The sequence below is a fragment of the Pseudomonas sp. Au-Pse12 genome (assembly GCF_021341665.1).
In the GTDB taxonomy this organism is placed as follows: domain Bacteria; phylum Pseudomonadota; class Gammaproteobacteria; order Pseudomonadales; family Pseudomonadaceae; genus Aquipseudomonas.
The window spans coordinates 136,955-161,753 of record NZ_JAJTTH010000005.1; the positions used below are offsets into that span (position 1 = coordinate 136,955).

At 64.0% G+C, this 24,799-nt stretch carries 23 protein-coding genes; 9 read left to right on the forward strand and 14 right to left on the reverse strand.

Features of this window, described 5'->3' with window-relative positions; translation table 11 throughout:
- The first annotated feature begins 47 nt into the window (after positions 1 to 47).
- A complete protein-coding gene (locus LXM55_RS15560; protein WP_233321205.1) occupies positions 48 to 1,190 on the forward strand; it encodes a hypothetical protein in 1,143 nt (380 codons plus the stop codon).
- Between the two features lie 8 nt (positions 1,191 to 1,198).
- On the opposite strand, the gene LXM55_RS15565 is transcribed toward LXM55_RS15560, so the two are convergent.
- Together LXM55_RS15565 and LXM55_RS15570 are read right to left on the reverse strand one after the other, a co-directional pair.
- Positions 1,199 to 2,083, reverse strand: coding sequence for a LysR family transcriptional regulator (locus tag LXM55_RS15565; protein WP_233321206.1), 885 nt, complete (start codon positions 2,081 to 2,083; stop codon positions 1,199 to 1,201).
- A gap of 72 nt (positions 2,084 to 2,155) precedes the next feature.
- Positions 2,156 to 3,364, reverse strand: a complete 1,209-nt coding sequence (locus tag LXM55_RS15570; RefSeq protein WP_233321207.1) for an MFS transporter — start codon at positions 3,362 to 3,364, stop codon at positions 2,156 to 2,158.
- A gap of 256 nt (positions 3,365 to 3,620) precedes the next feature.
- Here LXM55_RS15570 and LXM55_RS15575 point away from each other — a divergent pair, with 256 nt between their 5' ends.
- Both LXM55_RS15575 and LXM55_RS15580 read left to right on the forward strand, forming a co-directional pair.
- Positions 3,621 to 4,250: a DUF5666 domain-containing protein gene (locus tag LXM55_RS15575; RefSeq protein ID WP_233321208.1), complete on the forward strand. Its 630-nt coding sequence runs from the start codon at positions 3,621 to 3,623 to the stop codon at positions 4,248 to 4,250.
- Positions 4,251 to 4,397: 147 nt separating this feature from the next.
- Entirely contained in the window at positions 4,398 to 4,847 is a 450-nt protein-coding gene (locus LXM55_RS15580; protein WP_233321209.1) for a RidA family protein, read from the forward strand.
- A 63-nt stretch (positions 4,848 to 4,910) separates the two neighbouring features.
- Here LXM55_RS15580 and LXM55_RS15585 read toward each other — a convergent pair whose 3' ends face one another.
- The 8 genes from LXM55_RS15585 to gcl form a co-directional block, all read right to left on the reverse strand.
- On the reverse strand, positions 4,911 to 5,912 hold the full coding sequence (locus tag LXM55_RS15585; RefSeq protein ID WP_060838173.1) for a sulfate ABC transporter substrate-binding protein: 1,002 nt from the start codon (positions 5,910 to 5,912) through the stop codon (positions 4,911 to 4,913).
- 90 nt (positions 5,913 to 6,002) lie between these two features.
- The gene (locus LXM55_RS15590) at positions 6,003 to 6,827 is read right to left on the reverse strand and encodes an ion transporter (RefSeq protein ID WP_233321210.1); all 825 of its coding nucleotides are present in this window, start codon (positions 6,825 to 6,827) and stop codon (positions 6,003 to 6,005) included.
- A gap of 21 nt (positions 6,828 to 6,848) precedes the next feature.
- Complete coding sequence (locus LXM55_RS15595; RefSeq protein WP_233321211.1) at positions 6,849 to 7,769, reverse strand: urea transporter; 921 nt, start codon at positions 7,767 to 7,769, stop codon at positions 6,849 to 6,851.
- 111 nt (positions 7,770 to 7,880) lie between these two features.
- On the reverse strand, positions 7,881 to 9,296 hold the full coding sequence (pyk, locus tag LXM55_RS15600) for a pyruvate kinase (RefSeq protein WP_233321212.1): 1,416 nt from the start codon (positions 9,294 to 9,296) through the stop codon (positions 7,881 to 7,883).
- Positions 9,286 to 10,566, reverse strand: a complete 1,281-nt coding sequence (locus LXM55_RS15605) for a glycerate kinase type-2 family protein (protein WP_233321213.1) — start codon at positions 10,564 to 10,566, stop codon at positions 9,286 to 9,288. Before LXM55_RS15605 ends, pyk begins: the two co-directional genes overlap by 11 nt.
- A gap of 153 nt (positions 10,567 to 10,719) precedes the next feature.
- Complete coding sequence (locus LXM55_RS15610; RefSeq protein WP_233321214.1) at positions 10,720 to 11,613, reverse strand: 2-hydroxy-3-oxopropionate reductase; 894 nt, start codon at positions 11,611 to 11,613, stop codon at positions 10,720 to 10,722.
- Positions 11,614 to 11,728: 115 nt separating this feature from the next.
- Positions 11,729 to 12,511, reverse strand: coding sequence for a hydroxypyruvate isomerase (gene hyi / locus LXM55_RS15615; protein WP_233321215.1), 783 nt, complete (start codon positions 12,509 to 12,511; stop codon positions 11,729 to 11,731).
- A 114-nt stretch (positions 12,512 to 12,625) separates the two neighbouring features.
- Entirely contained in the window at positions 12,626 to 14,401 is a 1,776-nt protein-coding gene (gene gcl, locus LXM55_RS15620; RefSeq protein WP_179597502.1) for a glyoxylate carboligase, read from the reverse strand.
- A 269-nt stretch (positions 14,402 to 14,670) separates the two neighbouring features.
- Between gcl and LXM55_RS15625 the strand changes: the two genes are divergently transcribed.
- Positions 14,671 to 15,111, forward strand: coding sequence for a GlcG/HbpS family heme-binding protein (locus LXM55_RS15625; RefSeq protein WP_233321216.1), 441 nt, complete (start codon positions 14,671 to 14,673; stop codon positions 15,109 to 15,111).
- Between the two features lie 150 nt (positions 15,112 to 15,261).
- On the opposite strand, the gene LXM55_RS15630 is transcribed toward LXM55_RS15625, so the two are convergent.
- Positions 15,262 to 15,870: a TetR/AcrR family transcriptional regulator gene (locus tag LXM55_RS15630; protein ID WP_233321217.1), complete on the reverse strand. Its 609-nt coding sequence runs from the start codon at positions 15,868 to 15,870 to the stop codon at positions 15,262 to 15,264.
- A gap of 170 nt (positions 15,871 to 16,040) precedes the next feature.
- Here LXM55_RS15630 and LXM55_RS15635 point away from each other — a divergent pair, with 170 nt between their 5' ends.
- Complete coding sequence (locus LXM55_RS15635) at positions 16,041 to 16,964, forward strand: DUF808 domain-containing protein (protein ID WP_233321218.1); 924 nt, start codon at positions 16,041 to 16,043, stop codon at positions 16,962 to 16,964.
- A gap of 51 nt (positions 16,965 to 17,015) precedes the next feature.
- On the opposite strand, the gene LXM55_RS15640 is transcribed toward LXM55_RS15635, so the two are convergent.
- Complete coding sequence (locus LXM55_RS15640; RefSeq protein ID WP_233321219.1) at positions 17,016 to 17,804, reverse strand: MlaA family lipoprotein; 789 nt, start codon at positions 17,802 to 17,804, stop codon at positions 17,016 to 17,018.
- Positions 17,797 to 19,095 carry a serine/threonine protein kinase gene (locus LXM55_RS15645; RefSeq protein WP_233321220.1) on the reverse strand — a complete coding sequence of 433 codons (1,299 nt, stop codon included), beginning with the start codon at positions 19,093 to 19,095 and terminating at the stop codon, positions 17,797 to 17,799. Before LXM55_RS15645 ends, LXM55_RS15640 begins: the two co-directional genes overlap by 8 nt.
- 233 nt (positions 19,096 to 19,328) lie before the next feature.
- Between LXM55_RS15645 and LXM55_RS15650 the strand changes: the two genes are divergently transcribed.
- Positions 19,329 to 19,694, forward strand: coding sequence for a hypothetical protein (locus LXM55_RS15650; RefSeq protein ID WP_233321221.1), 366 nt, complete (start codon positions 19,329 to 19,331; stop codon positions 19,692 to 19,694).
- Between the two features lie 32 nt (positions 19,695 to 19,726).
- Here LXM55_RS15650 and LXM55_RS15655 read toward each other — a convergent pair whose 3' ends face one another.
- Positions 19,727 to 21,280: a glycoside hydrolase family 17 protein gene (locus LXM55_RS15655; protein WP_233321222.1), complete on the reverse strand. Its 1,554-nt coding sequence runs from the start codon at positions 21,278 to 21,280 to the stop codon at positions 19,727 to 19,729.
- 330 nt (positions 21,281 to 21,610) lie between these two features.
- Here LXM55_RS15655 and LXM55_RS15660 point away from each other — a divergent pair, with 330 nt between their 5' ends.
- From LXM55_RS15660 to LXM55_RS15670, 3 genes are all read left to right on the forward strand, one after another.
- Positions 21,611 to 22,462 (forward strand): glycine betaine ABC transporter substrate-binding protein, encoded by an 852-nt coding sequence (locus tag LXM55_RS15660; protein WP_233321223.1) that lies wholly within the window; start codon positions 21,611 to 21,613, stop codon positions 22,460 to 22,462.
- A gap of 191 nt (positions 22,463 to 22,653) precedes the next feature.
- Positions 22,654 to 22,965, forward strand: coding sequence for a DUF485 domain-containing protein (locus LXM55_RS15665; RefSeq protein WP_233321224.1), 312 nt, complete (start codon positions 22,654 to 22,656; stop codon positions 22,963 to 22,965).
- A complete protein-coding gene (locus LXM55_RS15670; RefSeq protein WP_233321225.1) occupies positions 22,962 to 24,620 on the forward strand; it encodes a cation acetate symporter in 1,659 nt (552 codons plus the stop codon). Before LXM55_RS15665 ends, LXM55_RS15670 begins: the two co-directional genes overlap by 4 nt.
- Positions 24,621 to 24,799: the final 179 nt, after the last annotated feature.

Consider the following 24,799-nt stretch of genomic DNA (forward strand, 5'->3'; position numbering starts at 1 on the left):
TGGCCGATACAGCGGGGTGTTCCCGAGTATCAGCCGTTGAGCGCCCGATGAAGAATGACCTGAACAAACCCTATTTTGCGCCGATGGTGTTTTGGCTAGCGCTGATCTGTGTGCTGGCGCTGATGTATGGCTTCGGCCCGGCGGAGGTGCCGGAGCTGATCTACCTGTCACTGGAGCCGGTGTGCCTGCTGGTGGCGTTCGCCTTCATGTACTACTTCTTCTGCTGGAGCTTCATTTCGGTCTGGCGCCTGGGTGAGATCGGCTGGAAGCGTGTGGACTACGGCTGGCTGCTGCTGGCCTCGCTGGCCCTGATCAGCGCCACCCAGGCGGTGCGCGTGGACTGGTACCAGACCGACTACCAGTTGGCCCAGCAGGCCCAGGCCGGGTTGCAGCGGCGCGTGGCCACAGAGATCGACGACATGCTGGGCGGCGAGCACTGCAAGGCGGCAGTGGAGCGCTACGAACCCCAGGATGCGGCCCAGGTCATGAGCCTGTGCGAGCGTTTTGCGGCGCTGGAACGCACCGCCGACGGGCGCCTTTCGGCCTTGGCGGTGATCAAGGTGCAGCAGGCGCTGGGGGATATCCGCGGCGAATACACGGCGCCCCCCATCAGCCAGTGGCTGCAGAGCCTGAGTGAAAGCATCAAGGAACTGGAACGGCAGCGGGCCGAGGTGCATCGCCTGAATGGCCTGGTGGCGGTCAGCGATACCGAGAAGCTCTACAGCTACTTCGTGCCCTTGCTGCTGGTGATCGCCCTGGCATTGCGCGCCTCCAAGGTCACCGGCGAAGTACTGCTCAAGGCGCCGCGGCGGCGCAAGTTGTGGCTGATCGTCAACCGCCGCGTGGTCATCGATGGCCTGGGCTTTGCCCGTGGTGCCCGGGCCCGGCTGGACGAAGCCCTGGGCAACTGGCGGGTTGCCCGTTGGGGCGTGGTGCACCTGGGTTGCGACTTCATCGGCGCGCCCGGTCCCCAGGACACCCCGATAGCGGTCGCCCCGGGTTTTTATGAAAATGAATTCCAGCTGGCCACCCTGGCCGACTTCGACAGCAGTCAGTTCGTCGAATGGGCCGCGACCCAGACCATCGACACCCTCTACCTGGTGGGTGAAACCGATCAGGGCCTGATCGAGCGCCTGCGGCGCTGGGGCGAGGCGCTGAACATCGAGGTACTGGTCCGCGAGCGCATCTGAAGCGCGTTTCAGAGTCGCTCCAGCAACTGCTCCACGTACTCGATGAAGGCCCGGGCCTTGGCACTCACCAGGCGCCCGCCGGGAAACACCGCCCACAGTTGCTGCCGTGGCAGCTGCCAGTCGGTCAGCAGCGCCTTGACCGCGCCGCTGGCCAACTCCGGGGCGAACATCCATTGCGAGGCGGTTGCCAGGCCCTGATGTGCCAGGACCGCAGCACGCAAGCCTTCCGCGGCATTGACCCGAATCCTGCCGCTGACACTCACTTGCTGCTCTTGGTCGCCCTGGAAAAAGTGCCAGAAGTGACCGGGCCTCCGGCTGTAGATCAGGGCCTGGTGCTCGCTCAGATCGGCCGGATGCCGGGGCTCGCCGTGTGCGGCCAGGTACTCCGGGGTGGCCAGCAGCAGGCGAGGGCATTCGGCGATTTTGCGCGCGGTGAGGGTCGAGTCGGCCAGGCTGCCCATGCGCAGCGCCACATCGACCCCGGCTTCCACCAGATTGATGTGGTGATCGTCCAGCACCACGTCTATCTGCAGTCCGGGGTGACGATCGAGAAAGGCCCCCAGATGGGGCACGATGTGCAGGCGGGCGAAGGTCACCGCGGCGCCGATGCGCAGGGTGCCGCGCAATGCCGCTGCCGACCCGCGAGCGGCATTTTCCGCCTCGCAGGCCTCCTCCAGGGTGCGCCGGGCCCGTTCGAAATAGGCCAGGCCGGCCTCGGTGGGGGTCAAGCCGCGGGTGGAGCGCAACAACAGCCGTACCTGCAGATGCGCCTCCAACTGGGCAATGCTTTTCGATACGGCAGGCTGGCCCAGGTTCAGGCGTCGGGCGGCAGCGGAGAAGGACCCGCTTTCCACCACATGCACAAAGGTTTCCATCGCGGCTAGGCGGTCCATCGGTTGTCCTTGCAGGAGAGGGGAGCACGGCCCCCGGGCGCCGACACTATCAGCGGGTTCAGCCCGAATTGCCTAGGCACGCTCTGCTCGGCGGTTGTCCGCCACCAGCAGAAAACGCAGCAGGGCCAGCAGAGGAAAGGCGCTGCCCACCAGCGCCACCCCCAGCCAGCCGCTGTGTTCGTACACCGCACTGGCAATCGATGAGCCGAAGGCGCCACCGACGAAGATGCTGGTCATGTACAGCGCGTTGAGGCGGCTGCGGCTGTGAGCGTCCAGGGCATACACCGCCCGTTGTCCGAGCACCATGTTCATTTGCACGCAGAAGTCCAGGACCACCCCGGTCACCGCCAGGCCGATCACGCTGTAGGCGGGATGGATCAGCGTCGGCACAAAGCTCAGGGCCGCCAGGAGCATGGCCAGCAGCGAGGCGATACGGGTGTGGCCGGCATCCGCCAGGCGTCCGCTGATGGGGGCGGCGATGGCCCCGATGGCGCCTACCAGGGCGAAGATTGCGATCTGGCTCTGCGACAGGCCGTGCTGCCGTGCCAGCTCCAGGGGGGCCGCGGTCCAGAACAGGCTGAAACTGGCGAACATGCAGCCCTGGTAGAAGGCACGCTGGCGCAAGACCGGTTGCCGGCGCAGCAAGCCCCCCAGTGAGCGCAGCAGTTGGCCGTAGGTAGCGCTGTGGGCCGGTTGGCGCTTGGGCATGGTCAGCATCAGGACCAGGCTGATGGCCGCCATCAGCACGGCGGCGGCAATGAACATCGCGCGCCAGCCAAACAGATCGGCCACCACGCTGGACACTGGACGGGCCAGGAGAATCCCCAGCAGCAGGCCGCCCATGATCCCGCCCACCACTCGGCCGCGGGACTCTTCCGGGGCCAGGTGCGCTGCCAGGGGAATGAGGATCTGCACCGACACCGAACTGAAGCCGATCAGCAGCGACACCAGGAGAAAGACGTTGGGCTGCTGGGTCCAGGCCGCTCCCAGCAGGCTGGCGATGGCCACCAGGGTGGTGATCACCATCAGTCGGCGGTTTTCCAGCAAGTCTCCCAGGGGCACCAGGAAGAACAGGCCCAGGGCATAGCCGATCTGGGTCAGGGACACGATCAGGCTGGCCAGGGCGCTGGACAGGCCGAGGTCCGGGGCGATCAGCTCGATGATGGGTTGTGCGTAGTAGATGTTGGCGACGATGGCGCCGCAACAGAAGGCGAACAGCAGCACCATGCCTCGGGTCATTGTCACGCTGCGCAGGGGCAGCGCCTGGGTCGTTGAGCTCATCGGAATTCTCTTGGCGGCGAAAAGGTGGGGCAAGGTTAAGAGGCGACGCGGTAGCGCAGTAGAGAGGGCGGGGCAATAGCATTCATTCCTGGGGGGAATAAATGACTGATTCAAGGCGTTGCGCTGCCAGCCGCGACGGATGCCGCTGACGAGGGCTGATGATACATTTACTTACATCTTGTTCGATAGCATGCTCAGGTTCGCCATTCGCCCCGGAGTGGCCCGAGCCCCCTTTTCAACAGAGGAAATCCATCCCATGAATCGGTCTTTGCGTGGTTGGTTGTGCGCCGCTCAGGGCGTTGTTCTGGTGTTCACCCTGGTGGGCGTTGCGGCCCGCGCCCAGGACGCTCCGGGCATGCGCATGGGCGTGCGCGGCGAGATCACCGGGATCAGCGGTGACCTGGTGCGGGTGCATGTCAACAGCGGTGAAAACGTCAGCGTCGAGCTGACCCCACAGACCCAGGTGCGCGGGGTGACCCTGGCCAACATCGAGGACATCAAGCCGGGCAGCTACATCGGGTCAGCGGCAATGCCCATGGCCGACGGCACTCTCAAGGCCCTGGAAGTGCATGTCTTTCCCGCGCAGATGGCCGGTACCGGGGATGGTCATCGGCCCTTCGACCTGGCCAAGGGCAGCAGCATGACCAACGGCAGCGTCGGTGATCTGGTGGTGAGCAACGGCCGCACCCTGACCGTCAACTACAAGGGCGGGCAGCAGAAGATCCTGGTGCCGGACGATGTCCCCATCGTCAACCTCACGCCCGGGGATCGCAGCCTGCTCAAGGCCGGGGTCAAGGTGGTGATGTTCGTTACCCAGAGCGCCGACGGCAAACTCACCGCGCAGTCGATTTCCGCCGGCAAGGATGGCGTGGCTCCGCCCATGTAAAGCCGTTGTCTGCGGGGTGGAATATTCCGTTCCGGCTCTGCGGTGCCCAGGCTTGCATTGCCAAATGTTGCAGCACGCGGGTTGCAGTGGAAGTCACCAAGGCCTTGGTTTACGGTTTCCGGTCGTTCAATGCGCCGGGAGTGCCTTATGGAAAAGTCGACGTTCAACCCAGCCAGTGTGTTCAATTCGCTGCAATACGGTTTCAGCCAGGCGGTGGAAGTGCGGGGCGGCCGACGCCTGCTGCTCTCCGGCCAGGTGGGGGTGGATGAGCAGGAGCGGACGGTCGGCCCCGACCTGCGGGAGCAGACCGAGCAGGCCTTCGACAATATCGAAAGCGTCCTGGCCGCAGCAGGCGGCCAGATGACGGATGTGGTGATGCTGCGGATCTACATCGCCGAAGTCGCCCGCGACCAGCAGGAGCACATCAGCGCGGTATTGCTGGAGCGCTTTGCCAGCCAGCCACCGGCGTCTTCGTGGATCATCGTCAGCGGGCTGTCGCTGCCCGAGTGGCTGATCGAGGTCGAGGCCGAGGCGGTGCTGGAGGAGCAGCATCAGGTGGTCACGGCGGCGTTGTTCAATCCGGCACGGGCGCTTTGAACTCGCCATCAGGCATAAAAAAAGCGACCGCCAGGGTCGCTTTTTTCATTCACCCGCGAGGGGTCATTTGGCGTTGGTGTAGATCTGGTCGAAGATCCCGCCGTCGTTGAAGTGGGTCTTCTGCACGCTGCGCCAGTCGCCGAAGGTCTTCTCCACCGAGAGGAAGTCGACTTTCGGGAAGCGGTCGGTGTACTTGGCCAGCACCTTCGGGTCCCGTGGGCGCAGGTAGTTGTTGGCGGCGATTTCCTGGCCTTCCGGCGACCACAGGTACTTCAGGTATTCCTCGGCCGCGGCGCGGGTGCCTTTCTTCTCCACCACCTTGTCCACCACCGATACCGGCGGCTCGGCTTCGGCGGACACGCTCGGGTAGATCACCTCGAACTGATCGCGGCCGAACTCGCGGGCGATCATTTCCGCTTCGTTCTCGAAGGTCACCAGCACATCGCCGATCTGGTTGGTCATGAAGGTGGTGGTGGCGGCACGGCCACCGGTGTCGAGCACGGGCGCCTGCTTGAACAGCTTGCCGACAAAGTCCTTGGCCTTGTTCTCGTCGCCGCCGTTCTTCAGCACATAACCCCAGGCCGAGAGGTAGGTGTAGCGGCCGTTACCCGAGGTCTTGGGGTTGGGCACAATCACTTGCACGCCATCCTTGAGCAGGTCCGGCCAGTCTTTCAGCGCCTTGGGGTTGCCCTTGCGCACGATGAACACGGTGGCCGAGGTGAAGGGTGCGCTGTTGTCCGGCAGGCGCGTCACCCAGTTGTCCGGGACCAGTTTGCCGTTGTCCGCCAGGGCGTTGATGTCGGTGGCCATGTTCATGGTGATGACATCCGCCGGCAGGCCGTCGATCACCGAGCGTGCCTGTTTGCTGGAGCCGCCGAAGGACATCTGCAGGGTGATGTTCTCGTTGTGCTCGGCTTTCCAGTGTTTCTGGAAGGCGGCGTTGTAGTCCTTGTAGAAGTCGCGCATCACGTCATAGGAAACGTTGAGCAGGGTCGGTGCGGCCTGGGCGACGCTGCCCAGAGCCAAGCCGGCGGCCAGTAGCGAGGCGCTGAAGAGTTTTTTCACTGCACATTCCTTTTGTTCGAGAGTGAAGGCAATTTGCCGCCGACTATAGCCGGGGCGCTATATCTCTTTAAAGATTAAAAAGTACTTTGCTTATTCCAGCTTCTTGAACAGCGCGTTACCGCAGCGCGAGCAAAAGGCCGCGGCCGGTTCGTGGCTGTTTTTGCGGCACACCGGGCAGTCGTGCTTGAGCTGCTCGCCGCGCATGGCGCTGGCCAGTTCTGCGGTGAAGATCCCGGTGGGCACGGCGATGATCGAGTAGCCGGTGATCATCACCATCGACGAGATCATCTGGCCGATCACGGTCTTGGGCACGATATCGCCGTAGCCCACGGTGGTCAGGGTGACGATGGCCCAGTAGATGCCCTTGGGGATGCTGGTGAAGCCGTGCTCCGGGCCTTCGACCACGTACATCAGGGTGCCGAACACCGTGACCAGGGTGCAGACGCTGAGCAGGAACACCAGGATCTTCTGCTTGCTGCCGCGCAGCGCGTCCAGCAGGTAATGGGCCTGTTTCAGGTAGGGCGCCAGCTTGAGCACACGGAAGATCCGCAGCATGCGGATGATGCGGATGATCAGCAGGTACTGCGCATCGCTGTAGTACAGGGCGAGGATGCCGGGGACGATGGCCAGCAGGTCCACCAGGCCATAGAAACTGAAGGCGTAGCGCAGCGGCTTGGGCGAGCAGTACAGGCGCAGCCCGTACTCGACGGCGAAGATCAGGGTGAAACCCCATTCGATGTACGCCAGGACGTTGGCGTAGTTGCTGTGTACCTCGTCGATGCTGTCGAGAATCACGATCACCAGGCTGGCGAGGATGATCAGCAGCAAGGTGGTGTCAAAGCGTCTTCCGGCCACCGTATCGGTCTGGAAGATCATTACGTAGAGGCGCTGCCGCCAGTTGTCGCTGTTACCCATGGGAGTCGCCTGAATCAAAGATCAGCGAAGCCTAGGGGGATTTGCCGGCCCAGCGCAAGGCGCGTCGCCCTGGGGCGTGCGGCCCACGGCCCGATCCACGGCATGCACCAGCCAGCAGGCGAGGACAAAAGGTGCGGTCAGGGGCGCCAGGCCCAGGGCGACGATGCCCGGGGTGATCAGCAGCGCCAGCAGCATTCCCAGCAGCGGTCGCCATGGCCACCGCGCCTGTTGGCCCAGGGCCAGGGCCACCAGGGCGCAGTTGTAGCCGCCCAGGCCTTGCAGGGCCTGGGCGGGCTCGTGCTGCACCAGGGTGAACGCCAGGCCACAGGCGGAACCGAACACGGCCCAGGCCGCCGCGCGCCGACTGGCCAGCAGCAGGCCAAGGAGAATCAGCAGGCCGGCCAGGGGCTGGGCGAGGAACATGATCTGCCCCAGGCCCTGGAACAGGCCGCCCAACAGGTTCACGGGGGACAGGCCAGGCGCGAGCTGGGCAGCGCCCGGTAGCGGTTCGGCCAGGCTCAGCAACAGCCAGCCGAGGCCGACGAAAGGCGCGGTGTAGGCCGGCAGGCTGGCGCGCTGGCGCGCCCGTTTCAGCCATTGCTGGGTAATGATCGCGCTCAGGCCGCCGGCGGCGATGATCAGCGGCGGCAGCAGCACCGACCAGGGCAGGTACAGGCTCAGCAGCAGGCCCAGCAACACGCCGTTGTAGCTGAACAGTCCGGCTTGCCGGTCGGCCTTGGCATACCCGCGGCGTTGCGCGGTCAACAGCCCGGCCAGGGCGCCCAGCAGGGCGCCACCGAGCAGCGCAGGGGCGCTGACCAGGATCGCCAGCAGGCACAGCAGGCCGCACAGCGGATGGCGCTGGAGGAAGATCTGACTGAAGCCGTTAAGCAGGGCAGTGGCCCAGTCGGGGCAGAAGGCATTGAAAGACGGTGAAGGCATGGTGCTAGTCAGTGGATGCGGCCTTTGGCCGCCGCTGCGCTTGAGCGGCCAGGCCTCCTCTGCGGGAGGCTCTGTGCCGGTCAGCGGCGCAGCGGCGCCATGGGCTGCGGGTCAGAGAAGGGTTTCGACGCGCAGCGAGTTGGTGGTGCCCGGCTGGCCGAACGGCACGCCGGTGGTGATCACCACCGTGTCGCCGCGTTTGGCCAGGCCCTGGGCCTGGGCAATTTCCAGGGCCGTGGCACACACCTCGTCCACTTGGCGCAGGCGGTCGTTGACCACCGAGTGCACGCCCCAGGCCACGCTCAGGCGGCGAGCGGTTTGCAGATTCGGCGTCAGGTTGAGGATCGGCACCGGCGGGCGTTCCCGGGCGGCGCGCAGGGTCGAGCTGCCCGATTCGCTGTAGTTCACCAGCACCGCCACCGGCAGGATGCTGCACACCCGGCGGATCGCGCAGCTGATGGCGTCCGAGACGGTGGCTTCGGCCTGGGGCCGGCTGACGTCGAGCTGGGTCTGGTAATCGGGGCCCGATTCCACCTGGCGGATGATCTTGCTCATCATCTGCACGGCTTCCAGCGGGTATTCGCCGGAAGCGGTTTCCGCCGACAGCATCACCGCGTCGGCACCTTCGGCCACGGCGTTGGCGACGTCGGTGACCTCGGCCCGCGTCGGCGCCGGGGAGAAACGCATGGATTCGAGCATCTGCGTGGCCACCACCACCGGCTTGCCCAGCTGGCGGCAGGTGCTGATGATGTTTTTCTGGATCTGCGGCACGCTTTCCGCCGGCACTTCCACGCCCAGGTCGCCCCTGGCCACCATGATTGCGTCGCTTAGCGCGGCGATTTCCCGCAGTTGGGTGACGGCCGAAGGTTTCTCGATCTTGGCCATCAGGTAGGCCTTGTCGCCGATCAGCGCACGGGCTTCGCGGATGTCTTCCGGGCGCTGCACGAAGGACAGGGCCACCCAGTCCACCCCCAGTTCCAGGCCGAAGCTCAGGTCGCAGCGGTCCTTGCTGGTCAGCGGGCTGAGGTCGAGCACGGCCTGGGGCACGTTGACCCCTTTGCGGTCCGACAGCTCGCCGCCATTGAGCACGGTGGTCTCGATGGCGTCGGCGTGCTTGGCGATCACCCGCAGGCGCAGCTTGCCGTCGTCCAGCAGCAGGTCCATGCCCGGCTCCAGCGCGGCGATGATTTCCGGGTGCGGCAGGCTGACCCGCTGGGCGTTGCCCGGGGTCGGGTCGAGGTCCAGGCGCAAGGCTTGCCCGCGCACCAGTTGCACCTTGCCTTCGGCGAAGGTGCCGACCCGCAGTTTCGGCCCTTGCAGGTCCATGAGGATGCCCAGGGGGTAGTTCAGCTCGCGCTCGACCTGGCGGATCCACTCAAAGCGCTGGGCATGGTCGGCGTGGGCGCCGTGGCTGAAGTTGAGCCGGAAGATATTCACCCCGGCTTGTACCAGCTCACGGATATCCTCGATGCCGTCGATGGCCGGGCCCAGGGTGGCGAGGATCTTGACCTTCTTGTCAGGCGTCATGTTTGGGGTTCTCGAGAATCAGGATGGCGCGGAAGTCGTTGACGTTGGTGCGGGTCGGTTCGGTGACGATCAGGTTGCCCAGTGCCGCGAAGTAACCGTAGCCGTTGTTGTTGTCCAGCTCGTCACTGGCGCTCAGGCCCAGGGCCGCGGCGCGGGCATAGCTGTCCGGGGTCATGATGGCCCCGGCATTGTCCTCGGAACCGTCGATGCCGTCAGTGTCGCCAGCCAGGGCATAGATGCCCGGGTAGCCCTTGAGGCTGTCGGTGAGGCTCAGGAGGAACTCGGCGTTGCGTCCGCCACGGCCATTGCCGCGCACGGTGACCGTGGTTTCACCGCCGGAAAGGATCACGCAGGGCGCGGCCAGCGGCTGGCCGTGCAAGGCCACCTGGCGGGCAATACCGGCGTGGACCTTGGCCACCTCGCGGGATTCGCCTTCCAGGTCGCCGAGGATCAGCGGGCTGAAGCCGGCCTGGCGGGCCTTGACTGCCGCGGCTTCAAGGGATTGCTGGGGCCGGGCGATCAGCTGGAAGTGGCTGCGCTCCAGGCTCGGGTCACCGGGCTTGACGGTTTCCGACTCGGGGCTCTGCAACCAGTTGCGCACCGTGGCCGGGACGTCGATGTCGTAGCGCTTGAGAATCGCCAGGGCTTCGGCCGAGGTGCTCGGGTCGGCCACGGTGGGGCCGGAGGCGATGACCGTGGCCAGGTCGCCGGGAACATCGGAAATCGCATAGGTGTAGACCGTGGCCGGCCAGCAGGCCTTGGCCAGGCGCCCGCCCTTGATCGCCGAGAGGTGCTTGCGCACGCAGTTCATCTCGCCGATGGTGGCGCCGGACTTGAGCAGGGCCTTGTTGATGGCTTGCTTGTCCGCCAGGGTGATGCCGGCGGCGGGCAGGGCCAGCAGGGCCGAACCGCCACCGGACAGCAGGAAGATCACCCGGTCCTGTTCCGACAGGTTGCTGACCAGCTCCAGCACCCGCTTGGCCACGGCCAGGCCGGCGGCGTCGGGCACCGGGTGGGCGGCCTCGACCACTTCGATCTTGTTGCAGGGGGCGCCGTGGCCGTAGCGGGTCACCACCAGCCCGCTGACTTCACCCTGCCAGTTGCGCTCCACGACCTGGGCCATGGCCGCGGCCGCCTTGCCGGCGCCGATGACAATCACGCGGCCGTTGCGATCGCTGGGTAGATGGGCTTGCAGAACCTGTTGCGGATGGGCGGCGTCGATGGCTGTGGCGAACAGCTCACGGAGGAATTGTTGCGGATCGACCGACATGGCGGGCTCCCGGATTTCTTGTTATGGGGGGCTTGAAACGGGTGTAGCCGCCACCTCAGGCGGCACCAGGGTCAGCAGGGCCTGTCCCTGGCCCGCCGTGAGGCGTTTCCTGCGAACCCTGGCGCAGCCTGCGGCAGCGGCTACGGATGCTGCTTATTGTTTCTCGCGGATCGAGAAGTTGGCCATGTGTTCCAGGCCCTTGATCAAGGCCGAGTGGTCCCAGTTGGCGCCACCGATGGCGCTGCAGGTGCTGAACACTTGCTGGGTGCCGGCGGTGTTGGGCAGGTTGATGCCCAGCTCGCGCGCACCGCTGAGGGCCAGGTTCAGGTCCTTCTGGTGCAGGTTGATGCGGAAGCCCGGGTCGAAGGTGCCCTTGATCATTCGCTCGCCGTGCACTTCGAGGATCTTCGAGGAGGCGAAGCCGCCCATCAGCGCTTCACGCACCTTGGCCGGGTCGGCACCGTTCTTCGCGGCGAACAGCAGGGCTTCGGCCACCGCTTGGATGTTCAGGGCAACGATGATCTGGTTGGCCACCTTGGCGGTCTGGCCGTCACCGTTGCCACCCACCAGGGTGATGTTCTTGCCCATGCTCTGGAACAGCGGCAGGGCGCGTTCGAAGGCCTGGCTGTCGCCACCGACCATGATGCTCAGGGTCGCGGCCTTGGCCCCGACTTCACCGCCGGATACCGGGGCGTCCAGGTACTGCGCGCCGGTCTGGTTGATCTTGGCGGCGAAGGCCTTGGTCGCGGTCGGCGAGATCGAACTCATGTCGATGACGATCTTGCCCTTGCCGATCCCGGCGGCAACGCCGTCGGCGCGCAGCAGCACGTCTTCGACCTGCGGGGTATCGGGCACCATGATGATGACGAACTCGGCTTCCTGGGCCACGTCCCGGGGCGAGGCCAGGGCCACGGCGCCGGCGGCGATCAGGTCGGCCGGGGCCTTGCCGTGGTGTTCCGAGAGCAGCAGGCTGTGGCCGGCCTTCTGCAGGTTTGCGGCCATTGGGTGACCCATGATGCCGGTGCCGATAAATCCGATTTTAGCCATGATGAAAATCCTCTATTCAGACGGACCCTGTAGGAGCTGGCTGGCCAGTGAAGGCGGTCTTCAGGGGCGTGCCGTGCCTGCCGGCCCGTTCGCCGGCTTCTACAGGCGTGCGGGTTCAGATTGCGTTGTGGGTTTTCAGCCAGCCAAGGCCAGCCTCGGTGGTGGTCAGCGGCTTGTACTCGCAGCCGACCCAGCCCTGGTAGCCGATGCGGTCCAGGTGCTCGAAAAGGAAGCGGTAGTTGATCTCGCCAGTGCCCGGCTCGTTGCGCCCGGGGTTGTCCGCCAGCTGGATGTGGTTGATCTGGCCCAGGTGGTTGGCCATGGTCCGCGCCAGGTCTCCCTCCATGATTTGCATGTGGTAGATGTCGTACTGCAGGTACAGGTTGGCGCTGCCCACCTGTTCGCGGATCGACAGCGCCTGGGCGGTGTTGTTGAGGTAGAAGCCTGGGATGTCGCGGGTGTTGATGGCTTCCATCACCAGCTTGATGCCCACCGCCTGGAGCTTGTCGGCGGCGTACTTGAGGTTGGCGACGAAGGTCTTTTCCAGCAGCGCCTCATCGGCGCCCTGTGGGCGGATGCCCGCCAGGCAGTTGACCTGGGTGTTGCCCAGGACCTGGGCGTAGGCGATGGCCAGGTCGACCCCGGCGCGGAACTCCTCGACCCGGTCGGGCAGGCAGGCGATGCCGCGCTCACCCTTGGCCCAGTCACCGGCTGGCAGGTTGAATAGCACTTGGCTCAGGCCGTGGGCATCAAGTTGTGCCTTGATTTCGGCGGAGCTGAATTCGTACGGGAACAGGTATTCGACGCCGCTGAAACCGGCATCGGCGGCCGCCTTGAAGCGGGCGAGGAAGTCCTGTTCGGTGAACAGCATGGACAGGTTGGCAGCAAAACGCGGCATGGTGGTCTCCTGTAGATCGGTCAAGCCTGTGGCTGGCACCCAGCGGGCAGGCGCTGCGCAACCTCTGGCGGGAAGTTGCGCGCGGTGCCCGGCCGGTGCCAGCGGCCGGGGGTATCAGTCGAGCAGGGAAATTGCGGTCGGGGCGTCGTTGCCCACCAGCGCCAGGTCTTCGAACTCGTTGACCGCGTTGATTTCGGTGCCCATGGAAATGTTGGTCACGCGCTCCAGGATGATTTCCACCACCACCGGCACCTTGTAGGTCTGGAGCATTTCCTGGGCCTGGCGCAGGGCCGGCTGGATGTCCTTGGGTTCGAACACCCGCAGGGCCTTGCAGCCCAGGCCTTCGGCGACCGCCACGTGGTCGACGCCGTAGCCGTTGAGTTCCGGCGCGTTGAGGTTGTCGAAGGACAGCTGCACGCAGTAGTCCATGTCGAAACCGCGCTGGGCCTGACGGATCAGCCCCAGGTAGGAGTTGTTCACCACCACGTGGATGTACGGCAGGTTGAACTGTGCGCCCACCGCCAGTTCTTCGATCATGAACTGGAAGTCGTAGTCGCCGGACAGGGCCACCACCTGGCGATTCGGGTCGGCCTTGACCACGCCCAGCGCCGCTGGAATGGTCCAGCCCAGTGGGCCGGCCTGGCCGCAGTTGATCCAGTGGCGTGGCTTGTAGACGTGGAGGAACTGCGCGCCGGCAATCTGCGACAGGCCGATGGTGCTGACGTAGCAGGTGTCCTTGCCGAACACCTGGTTCATCTCTTCGTACACGCGCTGCGGCTTGACCGGTACGTTGTCGAAGTGGGTCTTGCGGTGCAGGCTGGCCTTGCGCTGCTGGCAGTCATGCAACCAGGCGCTGCGGTCCTTGAGCTTGCCGGCGGTCTGCCACTCGCGGGCCACTTCCAGCAGCACGGTCAGGGCGCTGCCGGCGTCGGAAACGATGCCCAGGTCCGGGGTGAATACCCGGCCGATCTGGGTCGGTTCGATGTCCACATGGATGAACTTGCGGCCTTCGGTGTAGACGTCCACCGAACCGGTGTGGCGGTTGGCCCAGCGGTTGCCGATGCCCAGTACCGTGTCGGACTTGAGCAGGGTGGCGTTGCCGTAGCGATGCGAGGTCTGCAGGCCGACCATGCCCACCATCTGCGGGTGATCGTCGGGGATGGTGCCCCAGCCCATCAGGGTCGGGATCACCGGAATGCCGGTCAGTTCGGCGAATTCCACCAGCAGCTCGCTGGCGTCGGCGTTGATCACGCCACCACCGGCCACCAGCAACGGGCGCTCGGCCTGGTCCAGCAGGGCCAGGACCTTTTCCGCCTGCAAGCGGGTTGCCGCGGGCTTGGCCAGGGGCAGGGGCTGGTAGGCGTCGATGTCGAACTCGATTTCCGCCATCTGCACGTCGAACGGCAGGTCGATCAGCACCGGGCCGGGGCGGCCGGAGCGCATTTCATAAAAGGCTTTCTGGAAGGCGTAGGGCACCTGGCCCGGTTCCAGCACGGTGGTGGCCCATTTGGTCACCGGCTTGACGATGCTGGTGATGTCCACGGCCTGGAAGTCTTCCTTGTGCAGGCGGGCCCGCGGTGCCTGGCCAGTGATGCAGAGAATCGGAATCGAGTCGGCCGAGGCGCTGTACAGGCCAGTGACCATGTCGGTGCCGGCGGGGCCCGAAGTGCCGATGCACACACCGATATTACCGGCCTTGGTGCGGGTGTAGCCCTCGGCCATGTGCGAGGCGCCTTCAACGTGGCGAGCGAGGACGTGATCGATGCCACCGACCTTCTGCAGCGCGGAATACAGCGGGTTGATGGCGGCACCCGGGATGCCAAAAGCGGTATCGACCCCTTCGCGGCGCATCACCAGAACGGCGGCTTCGATTGCTCTCATTTTGCTCATGGTTTTGTGCCTCTTACGTTTTGTAATTGTATACAAGTGGCTTTCAACAAAGTGTATTCACGGCGGGTGGCGCAGGTCAATCCATTTTCTTGAACGGTAGCGGCTTTCGCCAGAGCCCCTTTAAACCGGCGTCCTTTTGTCGCATGGGCTACCTTTCGAGAATTATTGTATACAAAAAAGAAATTCATTGTGTTCTATTTGCTGTATCGGACTTCTCCTACAAGAAGCTTCCCCCAGGCTTTCTCAATAACAAGATAAGGACGGCACCCATGAGCGCTTTAACCTTGAAAGTCGCAGTCAACCTGGCCAACCAGGCCATCAATGCAGGGCGCAAGATCAACGCGGCCCCGTTGGCCATCGCGGTGCTGGATGCCGGCGGGCATCTGGTGACCTTGCAGCGGGAGGATGGCGCCAGCCTGTTGCGTCCGCAGATCGCCATCGGCAAGGCCTGGGGCGCGGTGGCCCTGGGCAAGGGCTCGCGCCTGCTGGCGCTGGATGCGCAGCAGCGCCCGGCGTTTATCGGTGCGCTGAATGGCCTGGGGCAGGGCAGCGTGGTGCCCGCGCCGGGCGGGGTGTTGATTCGTGATCAGGCGGGGACGGTGCTGGGAGCGATCGGCATCAGTGGCGATACCTCTGACATCGACGAGCAATGCGCAATCAGCGCGATCGAGGCTCAGGGCCTGGCGGCGGATGCCGGCGTCAGCGCGTAGTCCTCAACCTTGCGGGCCTGGCCCCGGCCTGTAGCCGCTGCCGAGCCCGCGAGGCTGCGAAAAGGTCCGCAGGACCTTGCTGGTGTCTTGATATTTCTGCGCGCAGTTTGCAGCAACAACAGAAATGCACGGGAAGGGGCACAAACGCGATCAGCGATCCGGTTCGCAGCCTTTGAGCACCAGGCGGATGATGGTCTGCGCGGCGGCTTCGTAGTCGTCTTCGTCCAGCTTGGTCTTGCCGGTGACCACCGAGATCTGCCAGTCGAAGTCAGCGTAGGTCTGGGTCGCGGCCCAGATGCTGAACATCAGGTGGTTGGGGTCGAGCGGGGCGATCAGGCCGCGATCGATCCAGGTCTGGATGCACTCGATGTTGTGCTTGGCCTGGGCGTTGAGCTGTTCCACCTGGTCCGCGCTCAGGTGCGGTGCGCCATGCATGATCTCGCTGGCAAACACTTTGGAGGCGAACGGCAGGTCGCGGGAGATGCGGATCTTCGAGCGGATGTAGCCGCTGAGCACTTCACTGGGCACGCCGTCGGCGTTGAACGGGGTGGAGGCCTGGAGGATCGGCTCGATGATGCTTTCCAGCACCTCGCGATAGAGGTTTTCCTTGGACTTGAAGTAGTAGTAGACGTTGGGTTTGGGCAGCCCGGCCTTGGCGGCGATGTCACTGGTCTTGGTCGCTGCAAAGCCCTTGTCGGCAAACTCTTCACTGGCGGCCCGCAGGATCAGTTCTTTATTACGCTCGCGGATGGTGCTCATAAACCAGGGGATTCCTTGCCTGTTCGGGCGGTTGCGCATGGTAGCACCGGCGTCGCGCGACGCTCAAGAATGCCCGGCGGCCGCGGTTTTCCTGCTTCGGACATCTCGCCTGTCCTGCCAGCGGCACGGTATGCTGCGCGCCTTATTTTTCATGCAGGGAAGCCTGGTTCATGGCAGGAAGCAGTTTGCTGGTCTTGATCGACGACATCGCTGCGGTACTCGATGACGTGGCCTTGATGACCAAGATGGCGGCGAAGAAGACCGCCGGAGTGCTGGGCGATGATCTGGCGCTCAACGCCCAGCAAGTTTCCGGGGTGCGTGCCGAGCGCGAGATCCCGGTGGTCTGGGCGGTGGCCAAGGGCTCGTTTCGCAACAAGTTGATCCTGGTGCCTGCGGCGCTGGCCATCAGCGCCCTGGCGCCCTGGCTGGTGACGCCGTTGCTGATGGTCGGTGGTGCCTACCTGTGTTTCGAAGGCTTCGAGAAGCTGGCGCACAAATACCTGCCGCATGCCGATGACGCGGCCGAGCATGAGCAGAGCCTGCAAGCCCTGGCCGATCCGCAGGTGGATCTGGTGGCCTTTGAAAAGGACAAGATCAAGGGCGCGATCCGTACCGATTTCATCCTCTCCGCAGAAATCATCGCCATTACCCTGGGTACGGTGGCGGGCGCTTCCCTGAGCCAGCAGGTGGTGGTGCTCTCGGGCATCGCGATCATCATGACCATTGGTGTCTATGGCCTGGTGGGCGGCATCGTCAAGCTGGACGACCTGGGACTGTGGTTGGCGCAGAAGCCGGGCGCCCTGGCCAGGCGCATCGGCGGCGCTATTTTGCGGGCAGCGCCATGGATGATGAAGAGCCTGTCGGTGATCGGCACGGCGGCGATGTTCATGGTCGGCGGCGGCATCCTCACCCACGGCGTGCCTGCCGTGCATCATCTGATCGAAGGCCTGGCCCAGCGCAGCGCCGGGTTCATCGGCGGCGCCTCGGTGGTCATGCCGACCCTGCTCAGTGCAGTGGCTGGTGTCATTGCCGGGGCCGTGGTGCTGCTGGCGGTGAGTGTGCTCGGCAAGGGCTGGCGAGCGCTGCGTGGCTGAGGCCCGAGTCAGCCGGTTGCCGCTGTTGCGGCGGGCAACCGGCGCAGGAGGTTACTCGGCGATCTGCAGCTTGCGCGATTCGGTGTACACGTAGCGCACTTTTTCGTACTCGAACGGTGAGTTCAGCTGGCCATAGCGGAAGCTGGTCTGGTAGCGCTTGTCGACGCCGCGCAGGGCCCAGATTTCCGGGTGGTTGCTGCTGACTTCCGAGACGTTGAGGAAATTGATCGCCGATTCGGCGGTGTAGTCCACCGCCAGCCCGGCCGTGTCGCGCAGGTTCGACGGGCCGAGAATCGGCAACACCAGGTAGGCGCCGCCGGGTACGCCGTAGAAGCCCAGGGTCTGGCCGAAGTCTTCGGTTTGTCGCGGCAGGCCCATCTTGGTCGCCGGGTCCCACAGGCCGGCAACACCGAGGGTGGTGTTGAGCAGCAGGCGCGCGGTGGTTTCCATCGAGCGCTGGCCCTTGAACTGCAACAGGCTGTTGACCAGGTTGGGCACGTCGCCCAGGTTGTTGAAGAAGTTGCTGACCCCGCTGCGCAGGAAGCCCGGGGTCACGTAGCGGTAGCCGTCCACCACTGGCAGGAACACCCACTGATCGAAGCGGTAGTTGAAGTGGTAGACGCGACGGTTCCAAGACTCCAGCGGGTCATAGACATTCAGTGCGTTGAGGGTTGAGCGCTCGAATTCGCGCTGGTCCAGCCCCGGGTTGAACTTGAGTCTCTTCAACGGCTCGGTGAAGCCGTCGGGATCGGGCGTGACCGGGGTGTTGGCCTTGCTGTTGTCGGCTTGGGCATAGCCTGCGCAGAACAACGCAGCGATAAGCAGGAGATGTTTAGCCACGGAAGAACTCCAGCATGGCGTCGCTGTTGACGCGGTAGTTGAGGTTGCCGCAGTGGCCGCCATGGGGGTAGACGGTCAGGCGGTCGCCAAAGGTTTTACGCAGGAAACCCAGGTCGCCAGGGCCGAGGATCACATCGTCGGCGTTGTGCATCACGGCGATCTTCGTGCTGGCCTTGAGGTAGTCCTGCAGGGCGTAGAGGCTCACCTGGTCGATCAGTTGCAGCAGGCTGCCGCCATCGGTACGGGCGCGCCACATGGGGATCACCTGCTCGGTCAGGTAGCAGTCGAAGTCGCATTGCAGGGCGCGCTTGAGAAACGGCGTGAGGCTGGTGCCTTCGCGGATCGGGTACTTGGGCGGGGTGATCAGGCCGCGACGGTTGATCAGGTCCGAGGTGAAGGCGATGTCCGCCGCCGAGAAGCGGAATGAGGTGCCGATCAGCATCGCCATCTGTTCATTGCTCAAGTGCTGCTTGGACTGCTGGAAGTCATAGAGCAGGGCGTCGTTGAGGTCGATATAGCCTTTCTGCTGGAAGTAGCGGGTCAGCTTGCCCAGCACCAGTTCATAGAAGGTGGTGCTGTTGTTGATGCCCTTGACCTCGGTTTGCACCAGTTTGTCGAGGTTGGTGATCGAGGTGTAGAGGTTGACCGGCGGGTTGAGCAGCAGGACTTTCTTGAAGTTGAAGCTGCGCCGGGTCTCATCCAGCTTGCTGACGAATGCCGCGTCCAGGGCGCCGAGGCTGTAGCCGGTGAGGTAGAACTCGCTGATTGGCAGCTTGGGGTGCTGGGCGCGCACCGCCTGCATGACCCGGTACATGTCTTCGGCGTCTTCCTGGGTCACGCCGGGGGTGGCGAAGCGCGAGGCGGCGCTGATGAAGTCGAAACTGGTGGGCGAGGACAGCTGCACCACGTGGTAGCCGGCCTTGTAGTAGAGCTTCTTCAGGTATTCGTTGAGGCTGCTGTCGTAGCGTGCGCCGGTGCCGGCAATCAGGAAGATCAGCGGTGCGGTGTGGTCCTGGGTGGCGATGCGGTAGGTGAGCTTCTTCACCGCCCAGAAATTGTCCGGGAGGATGAACTCGCGTTCCGGGCGCAGGGTCAGGCTGTAGTCCGATTGGTGGATGTCGTCGCTTGCGGGCAGTTCCGGGCGCAACTCCGGTGGCGTGGTGGCGATGGTGGCTTCGAAGGGGTTGGTCAACGGGTAGCCATAGCTGGCTGCGTCGACGTCGACCGCCAGCGCGGACGCACTCAGAATAAGGCCGCCAAACAGGGCAGCGAAGCGCAAGGAACGAAGCATGACTGAATCCCTAGAAGAAGGTACCGAATGAGGTTCGCAGGCTATGACCACCGCGCTGCTGCCGAAGTGCCATGGTTGGGCACAAATAACGGCTGCGACAGGCGTATCGGGGGGTGATAGTAGCCGGACGATACACTTTGCCGCCATTTGCATGGCAGATATCTGCGCCTGGCGCTTGCCAAGCGTTCTCGGGGGATTATGCTGGGCGCCGTTTTGATTGTTCGGAGTGTTTCATGTCCCGCCGCCTTCCCCTGATTCTGCTGCTTGTGGTCCTGCCGCTGTGGCTCGCCGCCAGTTATGGCCTGCGCTACGGCTTTATGGAGGATGCTCGCTGGGTGGGGGCCTGTGTCGAGGCGGCCAGCCGTTGGGAGTGCGGGCTGCGCTCCAACCTGGGCTGGATGATTCACTTCAAGGTGCTGGGCTGGAGCGCAGTGGCCGTGGCGCTGCTGGGCTTTGTCATTCCCGGGCGGGCTGGCTGGGGGCTGGGCGTGCTGGCGCTGCTGCTCGGCATCCCGGCCCTGGCCCTGTACAACACCACGCTGGCGGTGTTCGCGGTGGTCATTGCCGGCTTGCGCCTGGTGCGCGCCGGTCGCCGCTAGCCGCGCCAGCCGCTACCGGCGGTCGCTCGGGGTCAGGCGCGGCGGGCCCGCAGGTTGCGCCAAAGGGCGGCGACCATCAGCAGGCTGACCAGGGCCCAGCCCCAGGCCTGCTGGTTGGCCAGGCCTTCCTGATACAGCTGCGGGGCGATGCCGGCACCGATGATAAAGGTCAGCAAGGCGATCTCGCGGCGCGGCACCCGCACCGGGCGACACAGGTAGACCAGTGCCGGCAGTAACAGGGCAGCGCTGGGGAAGCTGCGGTAGCGCGGGTCGAACACCAGTTCCAGCATCATCACCGCCGCTGCGAAGCCGGCTGCCGCCAACAACCAGCCGGCACGTTGTTCCAGGGCGTTGAAGGCCCGCAGGCGCCAGCCTTCGCGAGGGCTCAAGGCCAGGGCGGCGTGGGCCAGCACCAACAGGTTCAGCCCCAGCAGCAGAGCGGCCCAGCACCCTTCGCCAGCGAAACGGCTGGTCACCCGTGCCAACTCACCCCAGGTTCCGATGGCGCAAGCCGCCAGTGCTCCCAACAGGGGCAGCAGCAGGGCGGTGCGGTTGTCGCGGACCCGGCCGCCGAGCACCAGGGTGCCGAGCAGGATCAACCCGCCAAGGCCCAGCCAGAGTGGCCAGTACGGCAGGTTGGAGACTGGGCCGGCGAGAATGCCCTTGTCCTGGCGATCGGCATCGAACAGACCCCAGTAACCACCGACTGCGCCTTCGCTGGCGCGCTTCCAGGGCTGGTCGAAGGCCTCGATCAGGTTGTAGTGCCAGCCGTTCTGCTCGGCCAGGGCAACGAAACCACGGATGAACTTGGCTTCGTTGACCCGGCTTGGCAGGGCGGTTTCCCGCTGCCGGCCTTCGCTGGGCCAGCCAGTCTCGCCAATCAGTACGTCCTTGGGCGCGAAGCGGTTGCCGAATACCTGGCGTACCTCGGCCACGTGGTTCAGGGCCGCGTCGATGTTCGACGGGTCATCTTCCCAATACGGCAGCAAGTGGATGGTCAGGAAGTCTACCGCCGGGGCGATTTCCGGGTGCTTGAGCCAGAACTCCCAGACGTCGGCGTAGGTCACCGGCTGCTTGACCCCGGCCTTGACCTTGAGGATCAGCCGCGCCAGCTGCGCGCCAGTGACTTCCTTGCGCAGCAGCGCTTCGTTGCCGACGATCACGGCGCTGACCACGTCCGGGTTGGCGTTGGCCGAGGCGATCAGCAGGTCGACCTCCTTTTCGGTGTCCACCGGGTTGCTGTTGACCCAGGCGCCGATCATCAGTTTCAGGCCGTGCTTGCGCGCCAGTTCCGGCAGTGCTTCGAGACCGCTCATGGAATAGGTGCGGATGCATTCGAAACGGGTCGCCAGCAGCGCCAGGTCGGCGTCCATGCGCTCCGGGCGCAACTTGAACGGCTGGTCGAAGGGCGACTGGTCCTTGTCGAACGGGGTGTAGGACGCGCATTGCAGTTTGTGGCTGGCGCTGGCCACGTCTGGCAAGTGCACCGGCCGGCCAAGGCCGTACCAGTAGCCGCAGAGGGCCAACAGCCCGAGCAGGCAGGCAAACAGATAAGGCAGAACGGGGAAGCGTGGGGTGGCGGGCATGATCGGGCCGTCGTGGAACAAAGCCGGGCATCTTACCCGCATTTGCCCGCAGCTTGGTGGGCTGCATGATTTTGACATGCAAAGTTCGGGCGGGGCCGCTGTCCGGGTGATGCAGGCCGTTGGTTACTGGCTATCTGATGTCGCTGCTGGCTGCCTTGAGGTCGCAGGCAGAGCAGGTCGTGGTCGGTCGCGGGTTGATGATCGAAGTGTCAGTACTCCGCTGATGAACTAACGCGTTCGCGGTGAGGCGTGAAGGGGGCGCTGAGCACCATAACCATACGTTGATGTGCCTGGCAGCCGCCCGGCACTGCACTTTTCGGGGAAGTAACGATGAAGATGCGACGACTCTTAGGCGCAGGTGCCGCACTGGTACTTGCCGTCAGTTCCACTCTGGCCAGTGCCGACAGCAAGACCCTGAGCATCGGCTACGTCGACGGCTGGTCCGACAGCGTGGCAACCACCTATGTGGCGGCGGAGGTGATCAAGCAGAAGCTCGGTTATGACGTCAAGCTGCAAGCGGTGGCGACCGGGATCATGTGGCAGGGCGTGGCCACCGGCAAGCTCGACGCCATGCTCTCGGCCTGGCTGCCGGTGACCCACGGCGAGTACTGGACCAAGAACAAGGACAAGGTTGTCGACTACGGCCCCAACTTCAAGGACGCCAAGATCGGCCTGATCGTGCCCGAGTACGTCAAGGCCAAGTCCATCGAGGACCTCAAGGCCGACACCACCTTCAAGAACAAGATCGTTGGCATCGACGCCGGTTCAGGGGTGATGCTCAAGACCGACCAGGCGATCAAGGATTACGGCCTGGACTACAAGCTGCAGGCCAGTTCCGGTGCGGCGATGATCGCTGAATTGACGCGTGCCGAGGAAAAACAGGAATCCATCGCCGTGACCGGCTGGGTGCCGCACTGGATGTTCGCCAAGTGGAAACTGCGCTTCCTTGAAGACCCGAAAGGCGTGTATGGCGCTGCTGAAACCGTCAACAGCATCGGCAGCAAGGGCCTGGAGAAAAAAGCGCCGGAGGTGGCAGCGTTCCTGAAGAAATTCCAGTGGGCCTCCAAGGATGAGATTGGCGAGGTGATGCTGGCCATTCAGGATGGCGCCAAGCCCGATGCGGCAGCCAAGGAGTGGGTGAGCAAGCACCCGGAGCGGGTTGCCGAGTGGACGGCTAAATAGTCGCGAAGCGTCTAGTTCAGGCTTCTTCAGGCCGCCCCCCTGGAAACGGGGGGCGGCCTTGTAATTTCTGCGGAAAAAACTCGGCGCCGGGCCTAATGTCGTTCTAATACTAAGGTCGTCTGGAACCTGCTCCATAGCCGCATAGAGTGGATTACGTTCCACCTAAAATCTGTGCTGCGAGGATAAAAACAATGAACGACAGCATTTACCTCTCGATTCAAAACAGCCCGCGCTTCAAGGAGCTGGTCAGCAAACGAGAGCGGTTCGCCTGGATTCTCTCGGTGATCATGCTTGGGCTTTACTCGGCTTTCATTCTGTTGATCGCCTACGGGCCCCAGATCCTGGGAGCCAAAATCAGTCCTACCTCATCCATCACCTGGGGCATTCCCATTGGTGTCGGCTTGATTGTCTCGGCCTTCGTCCTGACGGCCATCTATGTACGCCGCGCCAACGGTGAGTTCGACGACCTGAACAACGCGATCCTGAAGGAGGCTCAGCAATGATCCGACGTCTATTCGCAGCACTCGGTCTTGCCGCTTTCGCTCCCGCCCTCTGGGCTGCAGACGCCTTGACGGGTGAAGTTCACAAGCAACCCCTCAATGTCTCGGCGATTGCGATGTTCGTGGTCTTCGTCGGGGCCACACTGTGCATCACCTACTGGGCCTCCAAGCGCAACAAGTCGGCTGCCGACTATTACGCGGCAGGCGGCAAGATCACCGGTTTCCAGAACGGTCTGGCAATTGCCGGTGACTACATGTCCGCGGCTTCCTTCCTGGGGATTTCCGCGCTGGTGTTCACTTCCGGCTATGACGGCCTGATCTACTCCATCGGCTTCCTGGTGGGCTGGCCGATCATTCTGTTCCTGATCGCCGAGCGCCTGCGCAACCTGGGCAAGTACACCTTTGCCGACGTGGCGTCCTATCGCCTCGGGCAGACCCAGATCCGCACCCTGTCGGCCTGCGGTTCGCTGGTGGTGGTGGCGTTCTACCTGATCGCGCAGATGGTGGGTGCCGGCAAGCTGATCCAGCTGCTGTTCGGCCTCGACTACCATGTGGCGGTGATCCTGGTGGGGATCCTGATGTGCCTGTATGTGCTGTTCGGCGGCATGCTGGCCACTACCTGGGTGCAGATCATCAAGGCAGTGCTGCTGTTGTCCGGCGCGTCCTTCATGGCGCTGATGGTGATGAAGCACGTCAACTTCGACTTCAATACGCTGTTCTCCGAAGCGATCAAGGTTCACCCCAAAGGTGAAGCCATCATGAGCCCGGGCGGCTTGGTGAAGGATCCGATCTCGGCCTTCTCCCTGGGGCTGGCACTGATGTTCGGTACGGCCGGTCTGCCGCACATCCTGATGCGCTTCTTCACCGTCAGTGATGCCAAGGAAGCCCGCAAGAGCGTGCTCTACGCCACAGGTTTCATCGGCTACTTCTACATCCTGACGTTCATCATCGGCTTTGGCGCGATCCTCCTGGTGAGCACCAACCCGGACTTCAAGGACGCCGCAGGCGCCTTGCTCGGCGGCAACAACATGGCGGCGGTGCACCTGGCCAACGCGGTGGGTGGCAGCGTGTTCCTCGGCTTCATCTCGGCAGTGGCTTTCGCCACCATCCTGGCTGTGGTTGCAGGCCTGACCCTGGCAGGCGCTTCGGCGGTGTCCCACGACCTGTATGCCAGCGTGATCAAGAAGGGCAAGGCCAACGAGAAGGATGAGATCCGCGTTTCCAAGATCACCACGGTGGCTCTGGGTGTGTTGGCGATCGGTCTGGGCATTCTCTTTGAAAGCCAGAACATCGCGTTCATGGTGGGCCTGGCATTCTCTATCGCCGCCAGCTGCAACTTCCCGGTTCTGCTGCTTTCCATGTACTGGAAGAAGCTCACCACCCGTGGCGCCATGATTGGCGGCTGGATGGGCCTGGTGAGTGCCGTGGCGCTGATGATCCTGGGGCCGACCATCTGGGTGCAGATCCTGCATCACGAGAAGGCGATCTTCCCTTACGAGTACCCAGCGTTGTTCTCGATGATGATTGCCTTCATCGGTATCTGGTTCTTCTCCATCACCGACAAGTCGGCCTCGGCGGCCAATGAGCGGGCCCTGTTCTTCCCGCAGTTCGTGCGTTCGCAGACCGGCCTTGGCGCCAGTGGGGCGGTGTCGCACTAAGCCGGATGGATGCATCGGCTTCTATATAGAAGCTGCGTAATGGCGAAATGCCTCGGTCGAGAGACCGGGGCATTTTTTATGCCTGTCCACCCTGTCCGGATGCATCTGGCTGTCGACGCAAGCCCCTAGGAGCTGGCTTGTCGACGAGGGCGTACTTGGGGGCTGGGGATGCAAGGCTT